Source organism: Agromyces seonyuensis (genome assembly GCF_009789225.1).
GTDB lineage: Bacteria > Actinomycetota > Actinomycetes > Actinomycetales > Microbacteriaceae > Agromyces > Agromyces seonyuensis.
In genome coordinates, this window is sequence record NZ_WSTA01000028.1 from 22337 (window position 1) to 39441 (window position 17105).

Sequence of the window (17105 nt, forward strand, 5' to 3'; positions counted from 1 at the left end):
CTCGGGCGCAGCGTGCAATGCGCGGTACGGGATGCGGCGTCCGCCGGACCGGTGCGGGCCGGCGGACGCCGAGGGCCTACTTGACGCCCTTGATGCGGTAGACGAGCACGGCGCCGGCGAAGGCGACGAGCGCGCCGAAGAGGTACCAGACGGTGTAGCCGCCGAGCGGGGTCGCGGCGCCGAGCGCGATGATCGACGGCGCGATCGCGGGGGCGATCGACTGCGGGAGGGCGTTGGCCATGTTGAGCACGCCGAGGTCCTTCGCAGTGTCCTCCGGGTTCGGCAGGACCTCGGTGGCGAGGGCCAGGTCAACCGAGAAGAACGAGCCGGCGCCGAAGCCGATGATCGCCTGGGCGACGATCACCATGGGGATGCTCGGCGCCACGGCGAGCAGCACGAGGCCGACGACCATGACGAGGCCGGCGAGCGTGACGAAGAGGCGGCGCTTCTTGAGCTTGTCGGAGAGGAAGCCGCCGAGGGGGCTCGAGATCATCATGGTGACGGTCGCGGCGATGTTGGCGGCGAGGATGACGCCGATCGCACCCTGCTCGTCGAGCGCGAACTTCTCGGTGAGGAAGAACGGCAGGAACGTCGCGATGCCGGCGTAGCCGAACATGATGAAGAACTTCGTGATCCACACCCAGCCCATGTCGGGGTGCTTGACGGGGTTGAAGACGAACGAGCCGAAGAACTGGCCGATCGTGAGGCGATGAGCCGGCTTCTCCTCGAGGCGACGGTCCTTGACGACGAGCACGAACAGCACGGCGAGCACGGCCGCGATGGCGCCGGGCACGAAGAAGCGCGCGAAGTCCGCCGAGAGGAAGTTCACGAGCGTCGTGCCGGCGAGGATCGCGAGGGGCGTGGTGATGCCGACGATGCCGGAGACCTTGCCACGGTCCTTCGTGGGCACCTGATCGGGCAGGGTCGCGTTCGCCGCGGCGAGCATCGCGTTCATCGCCGCCTGCACGAGGCACCAGGCGAGCAGGACGACCCAGACCGAGGTCGCGACGCCGATCAGAGCGAAGCCGGCGAGCCCGATGAGGGCACCGCCGAGCACCCACGGCCGGCGCATGCCGAATCGGGACGTGGTGCGGTCGGAGAGCCGGCCGGCGAGCGGGTTGGCGATGAGCGCGAAGAGGGCGCCGACGCCGAGGATCAGGCCGAGGCTGCCCGTGGCCTCCTCCGGGGACGCCGAGATGTGCTGAACCTTGAAGGCCATCGACACCATGACGGGCGTGAGGAGGGCGAGGTACACGCCGAAGTTGACACCGGCGAGCGTCGGGGTGAACCCGCGCGGCGTCTTGGCGGGCGTGGTGCCGGGGGCTTTGAAGCTCGTGGTGCCGACCTGGGCGGCGATTGCGGCGGCGGACAACTCTGTCACGGACGTTCCTTTCACGACGGTGTCGGGGGTTCGACCCGAAGGCGAACGTCACGATGATACATACAATCCGACCACTTGGTAACTGAATGCCGACTGGGTGGTAGCCATGCGAGAATGTCAGGGTGAGGGGTGCACGGCGATGAGGACTGCTGCGGCGGGCGGAACGACGCCGACGGTGGATGACGCGCCGACGCCGCGAACCGGCTCGCGCGCCGACCGCACCGCGCAGACCCGCGAGCGCATCGTGCGGGCCGCCGCCGAGACCTTCATCGCCCAGGGCTACCGTGCGACCTCGCTCCGCGACATCGCCGCGGCCGCGGACCTCTCGCATCCCGGGCTGCTCAAGCACTTCCGCACCAAGGACGAACTGCTGATGGCGGTCGTCGACGTGTTCGAAGACCGCAACGAGGCCGCGCTCGCGCTCGAGGTGGAGCAGGCCGAGGGGGGCGCCCTCCTCTTCGAGGTGCTCGCCGAGCGCAACGACCGCACCCCGGGCTACCTGCCGCTCTTCGCCGCGCTCGCCGGCGAGGCCTCGAACCCGTCGCACCCCGCCCACGCCCACATGCGCGAGCGCTACCGACGCATCGTCTCGTTCGCCGCCGACGGCCTCGCCGAGGCGGTCGACCACGACCTCGTGTCGGCCGATCGGGATCCGGTCGGCGAGGCGGTGCGCCTCTCGGCGGCCTGGGACGGCCTCCAGGTGCTCTCGCAGTACCTGCCCGATCGGATCTCGATCCCGTCGGCGCTCGCGGCGCGCCAGGACGACCTCGCCCTGCCGGTCGGCTGGATCCCGCTCGAGGATCCCGAGCCGCGCGCAGCGGCCTCGGCGATGCCGGGCGTCGAACCGCTGGTGCCGGCGGAAGCCGGGGTCGCCGCCGGCTACCGCACCGGACGGGAGCGCCGCGCGCGCATCCTCGCCGACGCCAGCGCGCTCTTCGCCCAGGAAGGCTACGGCGACACCAGCCTGCGCGACCTCGCCGAACGGGTCGGCGTGTCGAAGTCGGCGCTGCTGCACCACTTCCCCACCAAGGAGGCGCTGCTCGGCGAGGTCCTCCTCGAACGCGACCGCCGCGTCGACGCCATGATCACGAACCCCGTCACCGGGCGGGCCGTCGACGACCTGCGAGCCCTGCCCGCCGGTGCCGCGCACAGTTCGGAGCACGAACCCGGCCTCGTCGAGCTCTACGCGGTGCTCTCGTGCGAAGCGGTGCCGTCGGAGCACACGGCCCACGACTACTTCGTGCGGCGCTTCGGCACGGCCCTCGCCTCGTTCACCGCGCTGTTCCGCGCCGCGCAAGCCGACGGCGACCTGCCCTCGCACCGCGACCCGGAGTCCGAGGCGATCTGGCTCGTCGCCCTGTGGGACGGCCTGCAGTACCAGTGGCTCTACGACCACGACGGCGTCGACATCGGCGCGCACCTCGCGGCCCACCTCGCGGACGTACTGCCCGAGCGCTGATCGCGCGGCGCGCGGCGTCCGAACCGTGGGGGCGGATGCTCGGCGCAACCGGCATCCGCCCCGAATCGGTCACTCGCCTGCGCGCACCAGGATCTTCGCGCCCGCACCGCCGCGGAGCTTCTCGATCGCCCCGACCACACCGTCGAGCCCGACCTCGTCGACCCAGCCGGTCGTGTCGTAGACGCCGCGCGACATCGCGTCGATGACGCCGTCGAAGTCGGCGGGCAGATAGGCCAGTGCACCGACGATCTCGGTCTCCGCCATGACGAGCTGCGTCGCGAGGAACTCCATCGGCCGCTCGTGGATCGCGACGACGACGAGCCGGCCGCCCGGCACGAGGGCGGCGAGGCCGGACGTGATGGCGGGCCCGGCACCGGCCGCGTCGAAGGCGACGTCGACCCCTCGACCACCGGTGAGGTCCGCCACCGCACCGGCGAGGTCGCCGGCGACCGGGTCGACCACCCGCGCGCCGAGCGCCGCGATCGTCGCACGACGCTCCGCGCTCGGCTCGGAGACCAGGACGTCCTCGATGCCGCGGGCCTTGAGCGCGAACCAGACGCCGATGCCGATCGGGCCGGCGCCCGCGATGAGGGCGGTCCCGCCCGCCTCGACGCCGGACCGCGTCACGGCGTGCCAGGCGACCGACATCGGTTCGACGAGCGCACCGAGGCGGAGGTCGACGCCCTCGGGCAGCAGGTGCAGCATGCTCGCCGGCACGGTCGTGAACTCGGCCATGCCGCCGCCGTTGGAGCTGAGCCCGTGGAAGCCGATCTTCTGGCACGCGTTCGTCATGCCGTTGCGACACGCGGGGCACTCGCCGCACGAGTAGACGGGGAGCACGGCCGCGCGGTCGCCGACCGAGACGCCCTCGACGCCGTCGCCGAGCTCGACGACCGTGCCGGCGAACTCGTGGCCGAGGATCTGCGGGAGCGTCGAACCGGTCAGCGGATGCGGGTGCTCGAGATCGAGTCCGGCGGCTTCCGGGGCGTAGTACACGTGCAGGTCGGATCCGCAGATCCCCGCGTAGGCGTTCCGGAGCTTCACCATCCCCGGACCCGGCGTCGGTTCCGGCGCCTCCTCGATTCGCAGGTCCTCCGCTCCGTGGAATACCGCTGCCTTCATCCTGCTCTCCTTCCGTTCGGCCGCATCAGCGCAGCCACCATTCGGGCGTGGCAGCGAGGATCGCCCTCGTCGCACTCGCCACGTCTTCGCCGTCGACGCGGAGCCAGAGCTCGATCGCGGCGACGGTGCCGCCGGCCGCGTAGGCGACGGCGATCTCGCGATCGAAGTCGTCCACGGCGCCGGGTGCGTCGATCTCGGGGTGGAGCCGGATCCACTCGCGCAGTCCCCGACGGATCTCGTCCTCGAGCGTCGCACGCACGGCGGGCGCCAGCGTCGGTCGCATCGCCCCCCGGTACACGCGGGCGCGTTCGGCGACGTGCTCGAGCAGGGCTCGTTCCGCGGCCTCCATACCGGCCCGGCTGCCGAGTTCGGCGATGTGCGCATCGATCTCGGCGCCGAGCGCGTCGGCGAGGAGCGCTTGAACGTCGGAGGCGTGCCGGTAGAAGGTGTCGCGCACGACGTCGGCGTCGGCGCACACTTCGGCGACGGTCAGCTCGGCGAGCGGGGTCCGGTCGGCCAGGGCGAGCACCGACGCTCGCAGGCGCGCCCGGGTCCGGGCCGTTCTCGCATCCACGTCGACGAGCCTATCGGACTAATGTCCGATATCTCCCGTCCGCGGCCGACCAGGTCGCCGCGCCGGACGGACCTCAGGAGGACTGCAGGGCGCGGATCCCGTCGACGACGAGCCGGTGGTCCTGCTCCGAAGTCGCCCCGGAGACCGTCGCGGCCGCGACGATGCCCGCGCCCGCGACCACGATGGGCACGCCGCCGCCCGCCAGGGCGTACTCCGCCGGGTCGAGCCAGGCGTTGGATCCCTCCGGGAAGCCCATCGCGAGCATCCGTGCGGCGACGAGGGCCGACGCGGCCTCGAAGCGGAACACCACCGCGCTCTTGCCCCGGACCCACTTCTCCTGGTCGGCCGTCGCGCCGGGCAGCGCCGTGCGGAAGAGGATCGCCCCGCTCGCTCGCCGGATGTCGATCGCGACGCCGAGGCCGGCCTCGAGCGCGAGCTCTCGGATGCGGGAGCCGAGGCGCCAGGCATCCTCGTGGGTGAAGGCGGGCAGTTCCAGCCCGCGCGCCTCGTCCTCGAGTCGGGCGATCTCGGTGTTCACATCCATGTGCGGATCCTCTCGTCGGTCTCACTCTCCCCCATCCGGCGGGTTCGATGCGCCGCCTTCGGAGCCGACCTCCTAGGGTTGCCGTGGCAGGACGAGCACCGCCGGTGCCGTCGGCGGCCCGGCCACGACGTCCGACGAAGGGGGACGCGCGCATGCACCGCGAATCGAAGGATCCGGCATCCTCGCGAGAGCCCGCCTCCCCGCGTCGGAAGGGCGTGCCGGGATCGATCGCGACGGCGCCGACGCCGTACTTCACGCGATTCGTCGTCGACGGGATCGCCGCCCCCGCGCCGGAGATCGTCTCGGTCGCTCGCGCGCAGGAGTTCGCCGACGAGGGAAGCGACCACCTGGCGCTGACCGTCTTCCCGACCCCCGATCCGGAGAGCATCGCGGAACTCGCGACCGCGTGGGACCTCCACCCGCTGCTCGTCGAGGACCTGCTCCACGCCGGTCAGCGGCCGAAGCTCGAGCGGTACGGCGACGTGCTCTTCGTCGTGCTGCGCGCCGCGCGCTACCTCGACGAGGCCGAGGAGGTCGAGTTCTCCGAGTTCCACGTGCTCGTGCGCGACCGCTCGATCGCGGTGCTCTGCCAGGACCGGCGGTGGCTCGACGGCACGCCGGGCTCCGAGTTCGAGGAGCGCACGGCGACGCCCGACCGGCGCGAACGCACGCTGCTGGCAGACCGGGAGCTCCTCCGGCTCGGCCCCGAGGCGGTGCTCTACCGGTTGCTGGACGCCATCGTCGACACCTATCCCCCGGTCCTGCGCGGGCTCGGGATCGATCGCGAGCAGATCGAACGGCAGGTCTTCAGCGGCGACCCCGCCGCGGCGACGCGCATCTACCTCCTGAGTCGCGAGGCCGTCGACATGCAGCAGACCACGGCCTCGCTCGGCGACCTGGTCGAGTCCCTCCGGAACGGCCTCGGGAAGTACGACGTCCCCGACGCGCTGCGCGCCTACCTCCAGGACGTCGCCGACCATCTCGAGCGGGCGGGCCGGCGCTCCGCCGAGCTGCGCGACGCGCTGACCCAGATCCTGGCCGTCAACTCGACGCTCGTCGCCCAGCGCCAGAACGAGGACATGAAGAAGATCTCCGGCTGGGCGGCGATCCTCTTCGCGCCGACCCTGATCGCCGCCGTGTACGGGATGAACTTCGACGAGATGCCCGAGCTGCACTGGTCCTTCGGGTACCCGATGGCGATCGGGTTGATGCTGGCCTTCGCAGGCGTCCTCTACTGGATCTTCAAACGTTCGAAGTGGATGTAGCGATCGCCGCGGGACGGACGACGCTCAGTCCCGGACGGCCCAGCGCGCCGCGTTCCGCACGAGGCGGCGGTGCTCGGGCGCGTCGTAGGAGCGCTCGTCGTGCCCGAGCGCGTCGTAGACGACGCGGCACCCGCCGATCTCGCGCGCCCAGAGCAACGGATGCCGCCGCCCGTCGTGCTCGTGCTCCGCGAGCACGCTCGCGTCGCCGATGCGCTGGAGCCGGCTGTAAAGCTCGTCGAACACCTCGAAGTCGGCGACGTCGTCCGTGACCGGATGATCGGCGACGATCCGCACGTGCGCCTGCCCGATCGGCGGGTGCATCGAGAGCTCGGGCAACCAGACGCCGCCGATCGTCTCCGCCCACCTCGGATAGTCGCGCAGGCTCGAGATCGCCGCGTGCACGCCGAGCACGCCCATGCCGCGTTCGAGTGCAGCGTCCAGGCCCGCGATCGAGCGCTCGGGCGCGCCGACGGCTGCCTCGCCGTTCCGCCACGGGTCCGCCGCGTTCACGACGAGCAGGTCGAGGCCGTCGAGCTCCGCGAGCGCGTCGTCGACGTCGTCACGAACCCGCACCTCGAACCCGGCGTCGGCGATGACCTCGCCCAGCCGGTCTCCCGTGCGGGCGAGCGGATGCCACGGATCGGCGTAGCGACCCGAGCCGACGAGGATGAGCGCGCGCATGAACGGACCTCCGTGGGTTGGCGAGTCGCCTCGCCCTGAGGCTACCGATCCGATCGGGACGTCTTCCGTCACATTCCGGGGCTGCGTCCGGTCGAAGCTGCAGACAGGTTCGGCCGAGTCGTGAGAGAAGAGCGGGAGCACTGGGTTTCAGGCGGCCCACGGGCAGCGCCAAGCAGACCACGGCTGGTCCCACCCGCCGCCGACCCCCTGTCGCACCGCACGGAAGGCGCACGAGGAGGACACACGATGGATGCACACGGGACGCTCGACCTCCCCTCGGAGGACTCGGATCTCGAGCTCGGCGTGACGCGCGACGACGATGCGCGCGTCTACGCGGCGACGGTCGAGGGCCGACGGATCGCGACCTTGCAGTACGACGTCGCGGAGGGGCGGATCATCCTGCTCTCGACGGTCGTCGTGCCGGACTTCCGCGGGCGCGGCATCGCCGGCGGCCTCATCGCCGATGCGCTCGACGACGTCCGCGACCGGGGTCTGCGGGTCACGGTCCGCTGCCCGGTCGTCGCGGCGTTCATCGCCGAGAACGGCCAGTACGCCGATCTGCTCGCACCCGGTTGAGGTCGGTCCGGTCGAAGGCCGCTCGCGCGGCGTTCGGCGACGGCCGGCGGATGCTGCGCGAGGTGCTGCCGCGGCGAGCGCGGAGGCTCGTTCGTCGGCGGGGACGCCTGACCTGAACGCTCAGAAGCCGCCAGGGATCATCCAGGAGTGCTTGTCGGCGGCCTCCCGGGCAGCATCGCGGGGATCCCGGTCTGCCGACCGTCCGACGCGGACGGTGTCGTCCCGGACTTCCGGCTCCGCTCGGCGGCGGCGGCGCATCACCACTGCGGCGACCACGCCGGACACCGCGACGGCGATGCCGGCGATCGAGAGCACAACGACGGTTTCCATCTCCACTCCTGTCCGACGACGAAACGAGACGCGACCGCCCGGAACGCGTCCGGCGGTTCGACGACCATCCTTCGCCGCTCGGCGTCTCCGAGCGCCAGTGCCGGGCGCGTGGCCGCACCCGTGCGCACCCTGGTCACCCCCTGGCGAAGTCCCGTCGGGCGAGGCATCCGCCGCGTTGCGGTTCAGCGGTTCGGCGCGCGATGATTGAGTACACCTGTACTCAGTAGTTCGGAGCCCGCATGATCCTGCTCGCGATCGCGGTGTGCGAGATCGCCTTCTGGGTCGCCATCGTCGCCGGGTTGGCCGCGCGGTACCTCTTCCGTGCCCCGCGGACCGGTGCGGCGCTGCTCGTGCTGGCTCCGGTCATCGACGGGGTCCTCCTCGTGCTGGTCGCCGTCGACCTCCTCGGCGGCGGCACCGCCTCATGGCAGCACGGGCTCGCGGCGCTGTACATCGGCATCTCGATCGCCTACGGGAAACGGATGGTGGCGTGGGCCGACGCTCGCTTCGCCCACCGGTTCGCGAACGGGCCGGCACCCGCGCGACTGAACGGAAGGGCGTACACCGCGAAGTGCTGGGGCGACGTCCTCCGCACGGGTGCGGCGGCGGCCATCGCTGCCGGAATCCTCGGCGGACTGATCCTCCTGGTCGGCGACTCCTCCCGCACCGATGCGCTGCTGCCGTTCTTCCGCATCCTGGCGGTGGTGTTCGGGATCGACTTCGTGTGGGCGCTCAGCTACACGATCTGGCCGAAGAAGGCGTCGGCCGAGCAGCCCACGCCGGCGAGCTGACCGCGGTGGCCCGCATCGACCCCGTCGAGCGGAATGCGCTCGTGGCCGACGCCGCCTTGACCGTCCTCGAACGCGACGGACTCGCCGGCCTCTCCGTGCGGAAGGTGGCAGCACAGGCCGGACTGGCGCCCGCCTCCCTCCGTCGCGCGTTCCCGAGCCAGAACCAGCTCCGCGCCTACTGCCTCACCGTCATCCGCGAGCGCGCGACCGCGCGGGTCCGAGCGCTTCGCTCCACCGGTGCGACGCTGGCCGCCGACCTCCTCCGGGAGCTCCTTCCGCTCGACGCGACGCGACGCCTCGAGGTCCTCGCGCAGACGCAGCTCGCACTGCTCGCCCTGACCGACGAACGGCTCCAACCCGCCGCTGCGGAGCTCCACGCCGCCGTCGCGCGAGCCTGCCGATTCGCGATCGAGACGCTCCGGGACGCCGGTCGGTTCGCGGAGTCGCGCAACGCCGACGACGAGGCGGCACGCCTGCACGCGCTGGTCGACGGCCTCGCGATCCAAGGACTCTGGAACCCGACCGGGCTCGATCCCCGGAACGTCTCGATCGTCCTCGACGCGCACCTCGACGAGCTGCAGCGGCCGACGGAGCGGCGGCGTTGATCCTCGGCGGCACGAACGCCGGCAACGCGAAGCGGCCGCCCGAAATGCTCCGGACGACCGCTGCGAACTCCTGGGCTCAGCCCTGGCGGGCCTTGTCACGCGGGTTCGACGGGTTGATCACGTAGACCTTTCCGCGACGCCGAACCACTTGCGCGCCCTGCTTCTTGGCCAACGACGCGATCGATGCACGCACCTTCATCGGATTCCCCTTCCGCTCACAACGACTTCACCCACAACGAAAACGGGCGTTCGCGCATTCCCGCTCGGTATCGACGAGCACCGGCTGGAACGCACCGCCGACGGCGGCTATTCGGCGCCGTCGTCGGTCAGCAACGCGAACTCCGAACGGAGGAGCCGCTCGAGGGTGGCGCGGTCGACGTCGGCGCCGAATGCGGGGCCGCCGGGTTCGAGCGCACGCCCGTTCCGGAGGGACCCGATCGGCAGGGGGTCGAAGCCGAGGTCGTCGACGAGCGCGGCGACGGCGCGCACGTCGGCGTCCCGGTCGCCGGCCACGGCGATCGCCTTCCGCCCAGAAGCGCCGACGGGACGGGTTTCCTCCTCGAGATCGTGGTAGCCCATGTGGTTGAACGCCTTGACCACCCGGGAATCGGCGAGGAAGGCCTGCACGGATTCGCTCGAGGTGGTGCCCTGGGCGAGTGTGCGTTCGCGGGGCCCGTCGATCTCCCACCAGTGGTTCATCGTGTCGATGACCAGTTTGCCCCGCAGCTGCTCGATGGGCAGGTTGCGGTGCTTGCTGAGGGGCAGTGCCAGGATGACGACGTCCGCCTGCGCCGAGGCCTCGGCCGCCGTGACGGCCCTCGCGCCCGGAACGAGGACCTCGATGGTGAGCGCGATCTTCCGCGGGTCGCCGGAACCGGCGATGAGCACGCGGTAGCCGGCGTCGACGGCGAGTCGCGCGAGAACGGTGCCGACCTTGCCGGCCCCGAGGATGCCGATGGTGCGAGTGGGCGCGTTCATCGCCGGAACGCCGCTCCGGCCACCGGGGCGGCCTGCTCGGCGAGCATCTCGCGCACGAGCGGGATGACCTCGGTGCCGTAGAGCTCGATGGAACGCAGCCGTGCGGAGGCGGCGACCGCACCGGCGGACGAGTAGATGAGGTCGAAGCGACCGACGCCGAGGGCGCGGATGGCGGCGGTCATCTTGCGAGCCACGGTCTCCGGCGAGCCGACGTAGAGGGAGCCGGACTCGACGTCGTGCTCGAACTCCTCCCGGCGAAGGGGCGGCCAGCCGCGCAGCTTGCCGATGCGGTCGCGCATCTCCCGGTAGCCGGGGTAGAACGACTCGCGCGCTTCGGCGTCGGTGGCGGCGATGAAGCCGGGCGAGTGCATGCCGACCGGGTGCGCCGTGGTGCCGAACTGCTCGCTGGCGCGTCGGTAGAGGTCGAGATAGGGGGCGAAGCGGTCCGGCGCACCGCCGATGATGGCGAGCATGAGCCGGAATCCGTACTGTGCGGTCCGGATCACGGACTGGGGCGAACCGCCGACGCCGACCCACGTCTTCAGGCGCCCGGAATCGGTCTTGGGGAACACGTCCGCCTCGTGCAGGGGCGCGCGGGTGGTGCCCTCCCACGTGACGGGCTGCTCGTCGAGGAGTCGATGGAAGAGTTCGATCTTCTCGTCGAAGAGGATCTCGTAGTCGGCCAGGTCGTAGCCGAACAGCGGGAACGACTCGGTGAACGATCCGCGACCGAGGATGACCTCGGCGCGCCCGTTCGAGAGGGCGTCGACCGTGGCGAAGCGCTGGAACACCCGCACCGGATCGTCTGAGGAGAGCACCGTGACGCCGGACGCGAGACGGATGCGGTTCGTGACCGTCGCCAGTCCGGCCAGCACGGTCTCGGGGCTGGAGATCGCGTACTCGGGTCGGTGGTGCTCGCCGAGGGCGATGACGTCGATGCCGACCTGGTCGGCCAGGACGGCCTCCTCGACGGTGGCACGGATCGCCGCCGCGTGGCCGAGCAGGCTGCCCTGACGGTCGCGCGGCAGGTCGCCGAAGCTGTCGATGCCGAACTCGAGTTGGTCGAAGCTCTGATCGCTCATGGTGGTGTTCGCTCCTTGCGGGATATCGGTTCGTGGCGTGGTTCAGGCGTGGACGGCTGCGCCGCCCGCGACGATCTGCGCCGGCGGCCGGCCGTCGAGCGCCCAGTCGTCGGGTGCTTCGGCGAGCAGCTCCCGGACGCGCGGGGCGACCTGCTCGCCGAAGAGGCGGATGGAGCGCTCGCGGACCTCGCGCGGCAGGTGCATCACGTCGTACTTCAGGTCGAATCGGCTGAGGTGGTTCGCTCGGGCGACGCCGGCGATTTTGCGTGCGACGGTTTCGGGCGAGCCGACGAAGAGCGCGCCGGTCTCGACTTCGGCCGCATAGCGCTCCGTGGTCGGGGCGTAGAAGCCGCGCTCCTGGCTCAACTGCCGGACGACCGGTTCCCAGTACGTCCAGTGCTCGCGCTTCGCCGCTTCGTCGGTCTCGGCGATCAGGCCGAGCGAGTGCTGGCCGATCGGCAGTTCGGGGTGGCCGAACTGTTCGAGGGCGCGCAGGTACAGCTCGGCGTGCCCGGCGAATCGCTCGGGGCGGCCGCCGATGATCGCCATCATCAGCGGGAACCCGTGCTTCGCCGCGCGCAGCACCGAGTTCGGGCTGCCGCCGATGCCGATCCAGGCGGGGATGCCGCCCTCGGGCATCCGCGGGTGCAGTTCGATGTCGTCCAACGCGGGACGGTACTCGCCCGACCAGGTGACCCGATCTTCACGCATGAGCCGCGCGAAGAGGTCGAGCTTCTCTTCGAAGATGTCCTCGTAGTCGGCGATGTCGTACCCGAACAGCGGGAACGACTCGATCGCCGACGCCCGACCCAGCACCAGTCGGGTGCGGCCGTTCGAGATGGCATCCACCGTCGCGAACTCCTGGTAGAGCCGCACGGGGTCCTGCGTGGAGAGCACGGTGACGGAGGTGCCGAGTCCGATCCTCGACGTCGCCTGCGCGGCCGCCGCCAGCAGCACCGGTGTCGCGGAGTCGACCATGCCCGCCCGGTAGTGCTCACCGACGCTGAAGACGTCCAGGCCGACGGCTTCCGCCAGTTGGGCCTCGTCGACGATCAACCGGACGGTCTCGGCGTCGGAGAGGATCCGGCCGGCGTCGGTCGCGACCTCGCCGAACGAGTTCAGGCCGAGTTCGAACCCGGCCGGGTCGAGTGGGGTGACCATGATGTCCGCTCCTCCAGGTGATCCGCGTAGGCCTTCCGCCCACGATCGATTCAACGATTGATGTGTCAATTACATTCCCGCACCACGGGACGACCGCGGCCCGCGCTCGGCGATCGCCGATAGTGTTGACACATCAATCAGGAGGTCCCCGTGGTGCAGGCCGATCGTCGCGAACTCCCCACCGCAGCCGAACTCGCGGTGTGGCGGGAGTACATCGAAACGGCGTCGGACTTGCGCGCCCGGCTCGAAGCGCGATTGCAGTCCGAGTCGGGGGTCTCCTCGGCCGACTACGAGGTGATGCTCACGCTCAGCGAGGCGGAGGGGCGTCGACTGCGTTCATCGGAACTGGCCGCGCGGATGGACTGGCAACGCAGCCGCGTCTCGCACCACCTCGGCCGGATGGAGCAGCGCGGGCTGATCCGCCGCGAGCCGTGCGCGGACGACAGCCGCGGCGCAGAGGTCGTCCTCACCTCGGAAGGCTCGATGGCCTTCCGGCGTGCCTCGGTCCCACATCTCCGCGCGGTCCGCGAGCTCTTCCTCGACGCGTTCGAACCCGAGCAGCTCGACGACATCGCGTCCACCGCTGCCGCACTGCGCCGTCACCTGGGCTCGGCCGCCCGGCGCTGAGGCGGTGCCCGGCGCTTGCGACGCGTCCGTACCGGTCCGGGCGGCGCGACGCGATGGTCGACGCGGTACCAATTGGGAACCGGGAGCCCGTGCGGGTAACCACGGCCATGGAGGGAGCATCTGAACATGACGACACGAATCGAAGCACACGAACTGCCGACGCGAATGCCGGCGATCGGCTACGACCGGAACCATCCGGCGGACGAGGCCGACGCACTGGTGCGGCGCGAGATCGCGATGCCGGTCGTCGGCCCCCACGACCTCCTCGTCGAGGTGCACGCCGTGAGCGTGAACCCCGTCGACGTGAAACAGCGGGCGCACGCGGATCCCCGCGGCTTCCGCGTACTGGGCTACGACGGCGCAGGAGTCGTCGTCGCCGCGGGCGACGAGGTGACCCTGTTCGAGGTCGGCGACCACGTCTACTACGCCGGAGCCCTGGATCGCCCCGGGTCGAACGCCCGGTACCAGGCGGTCGACGAGCGGATCGTCGGCCGGAAGCCCGCGTCCCTGGGATGGGCGGATGCAGCGGCGCTCCCGCTGACGACGCTCACAGCGTACGAAGCGCTCTTCGACAAGCTCCGACTGACCGGTACCAGCGAGGGCACCCTGTTGATCGTCGGAGCGGCGGGCGGAGTGGGCTCGATCATGATCCAACTCGCCAAAGCCCTGGCGCCGGGCGTCCGCGTGATCGGCACGGCATCCCGCACGGAGACGGCCGAATGGGTGACCTCGCTCGGCGCCGACGACGTCGTCGACCACCACGACGACCTGGCAGCCAACGTACTCGCCGTCGCGCCCGAGGGCGTCGACTGGATCTTCACCGCCGCGTCCGCCCGGCCCGGAGCGGTCGCCGCATACGTCGAGATCACCAAGCCCTTCGGGCAGATCGTCGCCATCGACGACCCGCACCATCTCGACGTCGTCTCGCTCAAGAGCAAAGCGCTGTCGTGGCACTGGGAGTTCATGTTCGCCCGATCGCTGCACAACGCCGCGGACCTGATCGAGCAGCACCGCATCCTCAGCCGCGTCGCCGAACTGGTCGACGAAGGACGCATCCGCTCGACCGCCACGCAGCGCCTGTCCCCGATCGATCCGGATCAACTCCTCGCCGCGCACCGCATCGTCGAATCCGGCCGCGCCATCGGCAAAGTCGTCGTCTCAGACGACTGACCCGGGTACTCGCATCGACGTCGGCCTTCGCGACCCCCAGCGCAACGACCCGTGCCCGGAGAAGGTGCGTCACCTGACCCGTGCGCTTCACCCTGCCCGTGGCACGACGCGGGCCGGGACTGCGCACTCGTGACGCCGGGGGTTGCATCGAGTTTCTCGCTTCGTACGCTCGTTTCATGGGTGTGCGCAGCGATGAGGTCCGTGCCTTTCTTGTTCGCTACGCGGCGACGCTGACGAAACAGGATGCGGAGGCGGCGGCGGAGTTGTGGTCCACGCCGGGCCTGATCGCCGACGATCGATTCTCGGGCGTGCTGGGCTCGCGCGAGGAGATGGCTGAGGGATTGCGGCAGTCGTACCCGCTCTACCGGCAACTCGGGCTCGCCGCCGTCGAGTACGAGCTCCGAGACGAGAAGGAGCTGTCGGACCACCTCGTGTTGGTCGGGGTGCGCTGGCTCTTCCTGGATGACGAGGGGCAGCTGCTGACCGATTCCAGCAGCTACTACCTGTTGCGCGACGAGTCGGACGGACTTCGCGCCTGCGTGTGCGTCGAGACGGATGCCGCCGAGAAGCTGCAGGCGCTCGCCGCCGATCGCGGAATCGAGCTTCCGACGCCACCACAGACGGGCGAAGAGCCGAGCTGAGGGCCGGCCCTGACATCGAACGCATCAATGACCGGCGACAGCACGTCATCCATCTGCGGCATGCTTCGGCGGCGGAACGAGTACCGGGCCGATTCACTCGGGCATTCGTTCCGGGGACGCCGATCGCCGGTCCGGCCCGCATACTGAATGGGCACAGGAGGTCGATCAAGCATGACGAGTGGCACCGCGTCACGGCGCGATGATCGGATGACGCCGTTCTGGCTTCGACGTGCTGGACTGTTCGATCTCATCGCACAAGTACTCGTGTGGCTCGTGGTCGCCGTCGGCCTGTCGGTTCCGTTCTTTGAAGGCGAGGGCGGTCTCGGCTCGGTTTCGACGATCCTGCTGTCTGGCGCCGGGTTCGCACTCGCATACCGGTCACCGGCTGCAGGGGCGACTCTCATCGGCGTAGCCCCGATCGTCGCCGCCATGTTCGGAGTCGATCCGATCTACTTGTGGAACATCGCAGTATTCGCAGTATTCAGCCTCGCCTTCCGCGCCCTTCCCGGACTGGTCACCGGCGCCCTCATCGGCGGCGCAGCATACTTCTCCGAGCTCATGTTCAGCGGGTGGCATCCTGAGGACCTTGCAGCAGCCGTCGCCGGTATCGCAGTGTTCGCTGCCGGCGCCGCCGGCGGAGGGCTGCGGGCGCAGCTCCACTATTGGGCTGAGCTGCGCGGTCGTACGAATGACGCGCTCGCCGCGCGAGACGTCGAGGTGCACCGGCGTATCGCCGAGGAGCGACTCCGAATTGCCAGGGACCTCCATGACGTCGTCGGACATGAGATCGCCGTCGTCAGCATGCAATTGGGTGCAGCCGAGGTGAGTTTGCCTGCCGGGGCGGACGCGAGCCGATCGGCGATCGGGGCGGCACGGAGCGGCGTCCAACGGGTACTGGCGGAGACGCAGTCGATTCTGCGGGTGCTGCGCCGTGGCGATGGAGAGCAAACCGAGTCGCTGCCTCCCGGGTACGACCGCATCCAAGACCTCGTCGCCTCGTTCGCAGTGATCGGACTCGATGTCGCTGCCGCGATCGACCCGATCCCGGCCGCGCTCGAGCCCGGCGTCGATGCGGCGGCGTTCCGCATCGTGCAGGAAGCACTGACGAATGCACAACGACACGGTGACGGCGCAGCTGAACTGCGCGTCGAAGCGGCTGGAGGACGAATCATCATCACGGTCGAGAACACCGCCTCGTCCGCCACCTCGAGTCGAGGCACGGGCTACGGTCTCATCGGCATGCGCGAGCGTGCCGAAGCGACCGGCGGGAAGCTCGCGACCGATCGGGTCGGCGACCGGTTCCGCGTGGTCGTAGAACTGGGAACGACAGAAAGGGGCTCCGCATGATCAGGATCATGCTCGTCGACGACCAGGAGATGATCCGCACGGGCCTCCGAACGATCCTCGACGCCACCGACGACCTCGAAGTCGTAGCGGAAGCCGCCGACGGGATCGAAGCGATCCAGCGGCTCGACCCCGCTGCCGTCGACGTCGTGCTCATGGATCTCCGAATGCCAGGCATTGACGGGGTTGAAACCACTCGGCGGATTCGTGCACGGCACTCGCCGGACGCGATCCGAATACTCGTGCTCACGACCTTCGAAGAGGATCACAACGTGCTGGCGGCCCTGCGCGCGGGTGCCAACGGGTTCCTGAGCAAGGGCGTCGGGCCGGCCGAGCTGGCCACGGGAATCCGCGAGGTCGCCGAAGGCGGTGGCGCCCTCTCGGCAGCCGCCGCCGCTGTTCTGATCGACAACGTCGCTGAAGAGCGCGCTCCGGTGGTGGATGCGGGGATGGTCGATCGGTTCGAGGCGCTGACAGCCCGCGAGCGAGATGTGGTGCGTGCGATCGTGACCGGGCTCGACAACGCGCAGATTGCCGCCCAGCTGTTCGTCTCCCCCTATACCGTCAAGACGCACGCCAACCGCGCGATGGCGAAAGTCGGCGCGCGCGACCGCGCGCAGCTCGTCGTCTTCGCGGTTCGCGCTGGCTACCTCTCCCCCGAGACGGCGAGCTAGGTGTGATGTCCAGGGACGTTGTTTCGGAACACGGCCTTGATCTGCTGAAAGGCGAAGACCTCCGGTTGTGAAGTGGAGCTGTTCAAGGAACCGCTTCGAC

Annotated in this window: 20 protein-coding genes; 10 read left to right on the forward strand and 10 right to left on the reverse strand. The window is 70.2% G+C overall.

Annotated elements, in window-relative coordinates; all coding sequences use genetic code 11:
* Nucleotides 1-76: 76 nt before the first annotated feature.
* Nucleotides 77-1381, reverse strand: a complete 1305-nt coding sequence (locus tag GB864_RS08110; protein ID WP_160423892.1) for an MFS transporter — start codon at nt 1379-1381, stop codon at nt 77-79.
* Between the two features lie 175 nt (nt 1382-1556).
* On the opposite strand from GB864_RS08110, the gene GB864_RS08115 reads away from it, so the two are divergent.
* Nucleotides 1557-2840, forward strand: coding sequence for a TetR/AcrR family transcriptional regulator (locus tag GB864_RS08115; protein ID WP_336603923.1), 1284 nt, complete (start codon nt 1557-1559; stop codon nt 2838-2840).
* Nucleotides 2841-2909: 69 nt separating this feature from the next.
* Here the strand turns inward: GB864_RS08115 and GB864_RS08120 are convergent, their stop codons facing one another.
* The 3 genes from GB864_RS08120 to GB864_RS08130 form a co-directional block, all read right to left on the reverse strand.
* A complete protein-coding gene (locus tag GB864_RS08120; protein ID WP_160423895.1) occupies nt 2910-3962 on the reverse strand; it encodes a 2,3-butanediol dehydrogenase in 1053 nt (350 codons plus the stop codon).
* Between the two features lie 25 nt (nt 3963-3987).
* The gene (locus GB864_RS08125) at nt 3988-4536 is read right to left on the reverse strand and encodes a hypothetical protein (RefSeq protein WP_160423897.1); all 549 of its coding nucleotides are present in this window, start codon (nt 4534-4536) and stop codon (nt 3988-3990) included.
* A gap of 73 nt (nt 4537-4609) precedes the next feature.
* The gene (locus tag GB864_RS08130; RefSeq protein ID WP_160423899.1) at nt 4610-5080 is read right to left on the reverse strand and encodes a heme-binding protein; all 471 of its coding nucleotides are present in this window, start codon (nt 5078-5080) and stop codon (nt 4610-4612) included.
* A gap of 215 nt (nt 5081-5295) precedes the next feature.
* Between GB864_RS08130 and GB864_RS08135 the strand changes: the two genes are divergently transcribed.
* On the forward strand, nt 5296-6345 hold the full coding sequence (locus GB864_RS08135; protein ID WP_336603924.1) for a magnesium and cobalt transport protein CorA: 1050 nt from the start codon (nt 5296-5298) through the stop codon (nt 6343-6345).
* 24 nt (nt 6346-6369) lie between these two features.
* On the opposite strand, the gene GB864_RS08140 is transcribed toward GB864_RS08135, so the two are convergent.
* Nucleotides 6370-7026 carry a ThuA domain-containing protein gene (locus tag GB864_RS08140; RefSeq protein WP_160423904.1) on the reverse strand — a complete coding sequence of 219 codons (657 nt, stop codon included), beginning with the start codon at nt 7024-7026 and terminating at the stop codon, nt 6370-6372.
* Between the two features lie 246 nt (nt 7027-7272).
* Here GB864_RS08140 and GB864_RS08145 point away from each other — a divergent pair, with 246 nt between their 5' ends.
* Entirely contained in the window at nt 7273-7602 is a 330-nt protein-coding gene (locus GB864_RS08145) for a GNAT family N-acetyltransferase (RefSeq protein ID WP_160423906.1), read from the forward strand.
* 120 nt (nt 7603-7722) lie between these two features.
* Here the strand turns inward: GB864_RS08145 and GB864_RS08150 are convergent, their stop codons facing one another.
* Nucleotides 7723-7932 carry a hypothetical protein gene (locus GB864_RS08150; protein WP_160423908.1) on the reverse strand — a complete coding sequence of 70 codons (210 nt, stop codon included), beginning with the start codon at nt 7930-7932 and terminating at the stop codon, nt 7723-7725.
* 239 nt (nt 7933-8171) lie between these two features.
* Here GB864_RS08150 and GB864_RS08155 point away from each other — a divergent pair, with 239 nt between their 5' ends.
* Both GB864_RS08155 and GB864_RS08160 read left to right on the forward strand, forming a co-directional pair.
* Entirely contained in the window at nt 8172-8723 is a 552-nt protein-coding gene (locus GB864_RS08155; protein WP_160423910.1) for a hypothetical protein, read from the forward strand.
* A 5-nt stretch (nt 8724-8728) separates the two neighbouring features.
* Nucleotides 8729-9328 carry a TetR family transcriptional regulator C-terminal domain-containing protein gene (locus GB864_RS08160; RefSeq protein WP_160423912.1) on the forward strand — a complete coding sequence of 200 codons (600 nt, stop codon included), beginning with the start codon at nt 8729-8731 and terminating at the stop codon, nt 9326-9328.
* Nucleotides 9329-9404: 76 nt separating this feature from the next.
* Here the strand turns inward: GB864_RS08160 and rpmJ are convergent, their stop codons facing one another.
* The 4 genes from rpmJ to GB864_RS08180 all read right to left on the reverse strand — a co-directional run bounded on the left by rpmJ (nt 9405) and on the right by GB864_RS08180 (nt 12549).
* Nucleotides 9405-9527, reverse strand: coding sequence for a 50S ribosomal protein L36 (rpmJ, locus tag GB864_RS08165; protein ID WP_160423914.1), 123 nt, complete (start codon nt 9525-9527; stop codon nt 9405-9407).
* A gap of 107 nt (nt 9528-9634) precedes the next feature.
* Complete coding sequence (locus GB864_RS08170) at nt 9635-10306, reverse strand: NADPH-dependent F420 reductase (protein ID WP_160423916.1); 672 nt, start codon at nt 10304-10306, stop codon at nt 9635-9637.
* Nucleotides 10303-11388 carry an LLM class flavin-dependent oxidoreductase gene (locus GB864_RS08175; RefSeq protein ID WP_160423918.1) on the reverse strand — a complete coding sequence of 362 codons (1086 nt, stop codon included), beginning with the start codon at nt 11386-11388 and terminating at the stop codon, nt 10303-10305. The genes GB864_RS08170 and GB864_RS08175 overlap by 4 nt, the downstream gene beginning before the upstream one ends.
* A 42-nt stretch (nt 11389-11430) precedes the next feature.
* A complete protein-coding gene (locus GB864_RS08180) occupies nt 11431-12549 on the reverse strand; it encodes an LLM class flavin-dependent oxidoreductase (RefSeq protein WP_160423919.1) in 1119 nt (372 codons plus the stop codon).
* Between the two features lie 150 nt (nt 12550-12699).
* Here GB864_RS08180 and GB864_RS08185 point away from each other — a divergent pair, with 150 nt between their 5' ends.
* The 5 genes from GB864_RS08185 (at nt 12700) to GB864_RS08205 (ending at nt 17005) form a co-directional block, all read left to right on the forward strand.
* Nucleotides 12700-13176, forward strand: a complete 477-nt coding sequence (locus GB864_RS08185; RefSeq protein ID WP_336603925.1) for a MarR family winged helix-turn-helix transcriptional regulator — start codon at nt 12700-12702, stop codon at nt 13174-13176.
* Between the two features lie 126 nt (nt 13177-13302).
* Entirely contained in the window at nt 13303-14346 is a 1044-nt protein-coding gene (locus GB864_RS08190) for a zinc-binding alcohol dehydrogenase family protein (RefSeq protein WP_236778984.1), read from the forward strand.
* Nucleotides 14347-14522: 176 nt separating this feature from the next.
* Nucleotides 14523-14987 (forward strand): hypothetical protein, encoded by a 465-nt coding sequence (locus GB864_RS08195; protein WP_160423921.1) that lies wholly within the window; start codon nt 14523-14525, stop codon nt 14985-14987.
* A gap of 171 nt (nt 14988-15158) precedes the next feature.
* Complete coding sequence (locus tag GB864_RS08200; RefSeq protein WP_160423923.1) at nt 15159-16334, forward strand: sensor histidine kinase; 1176 nt, start codon at nt 15159-15161, stop codon at nt 16332-16334.
* Between the two features lie 8 nt (nt 16335-16342).
* On the forward strand, nt 16343-17005 hold the full coding sequence (locus GB864_RS08205; protein WP_236778985.1) for a response regulator transcription factor: 663 nt from the start codon (nt 16343-16345) through the stop codon (nt 17003-17005).
* The last annotated feature ends 100 nt before the right edge of the window (nt 17006-17105 follow it).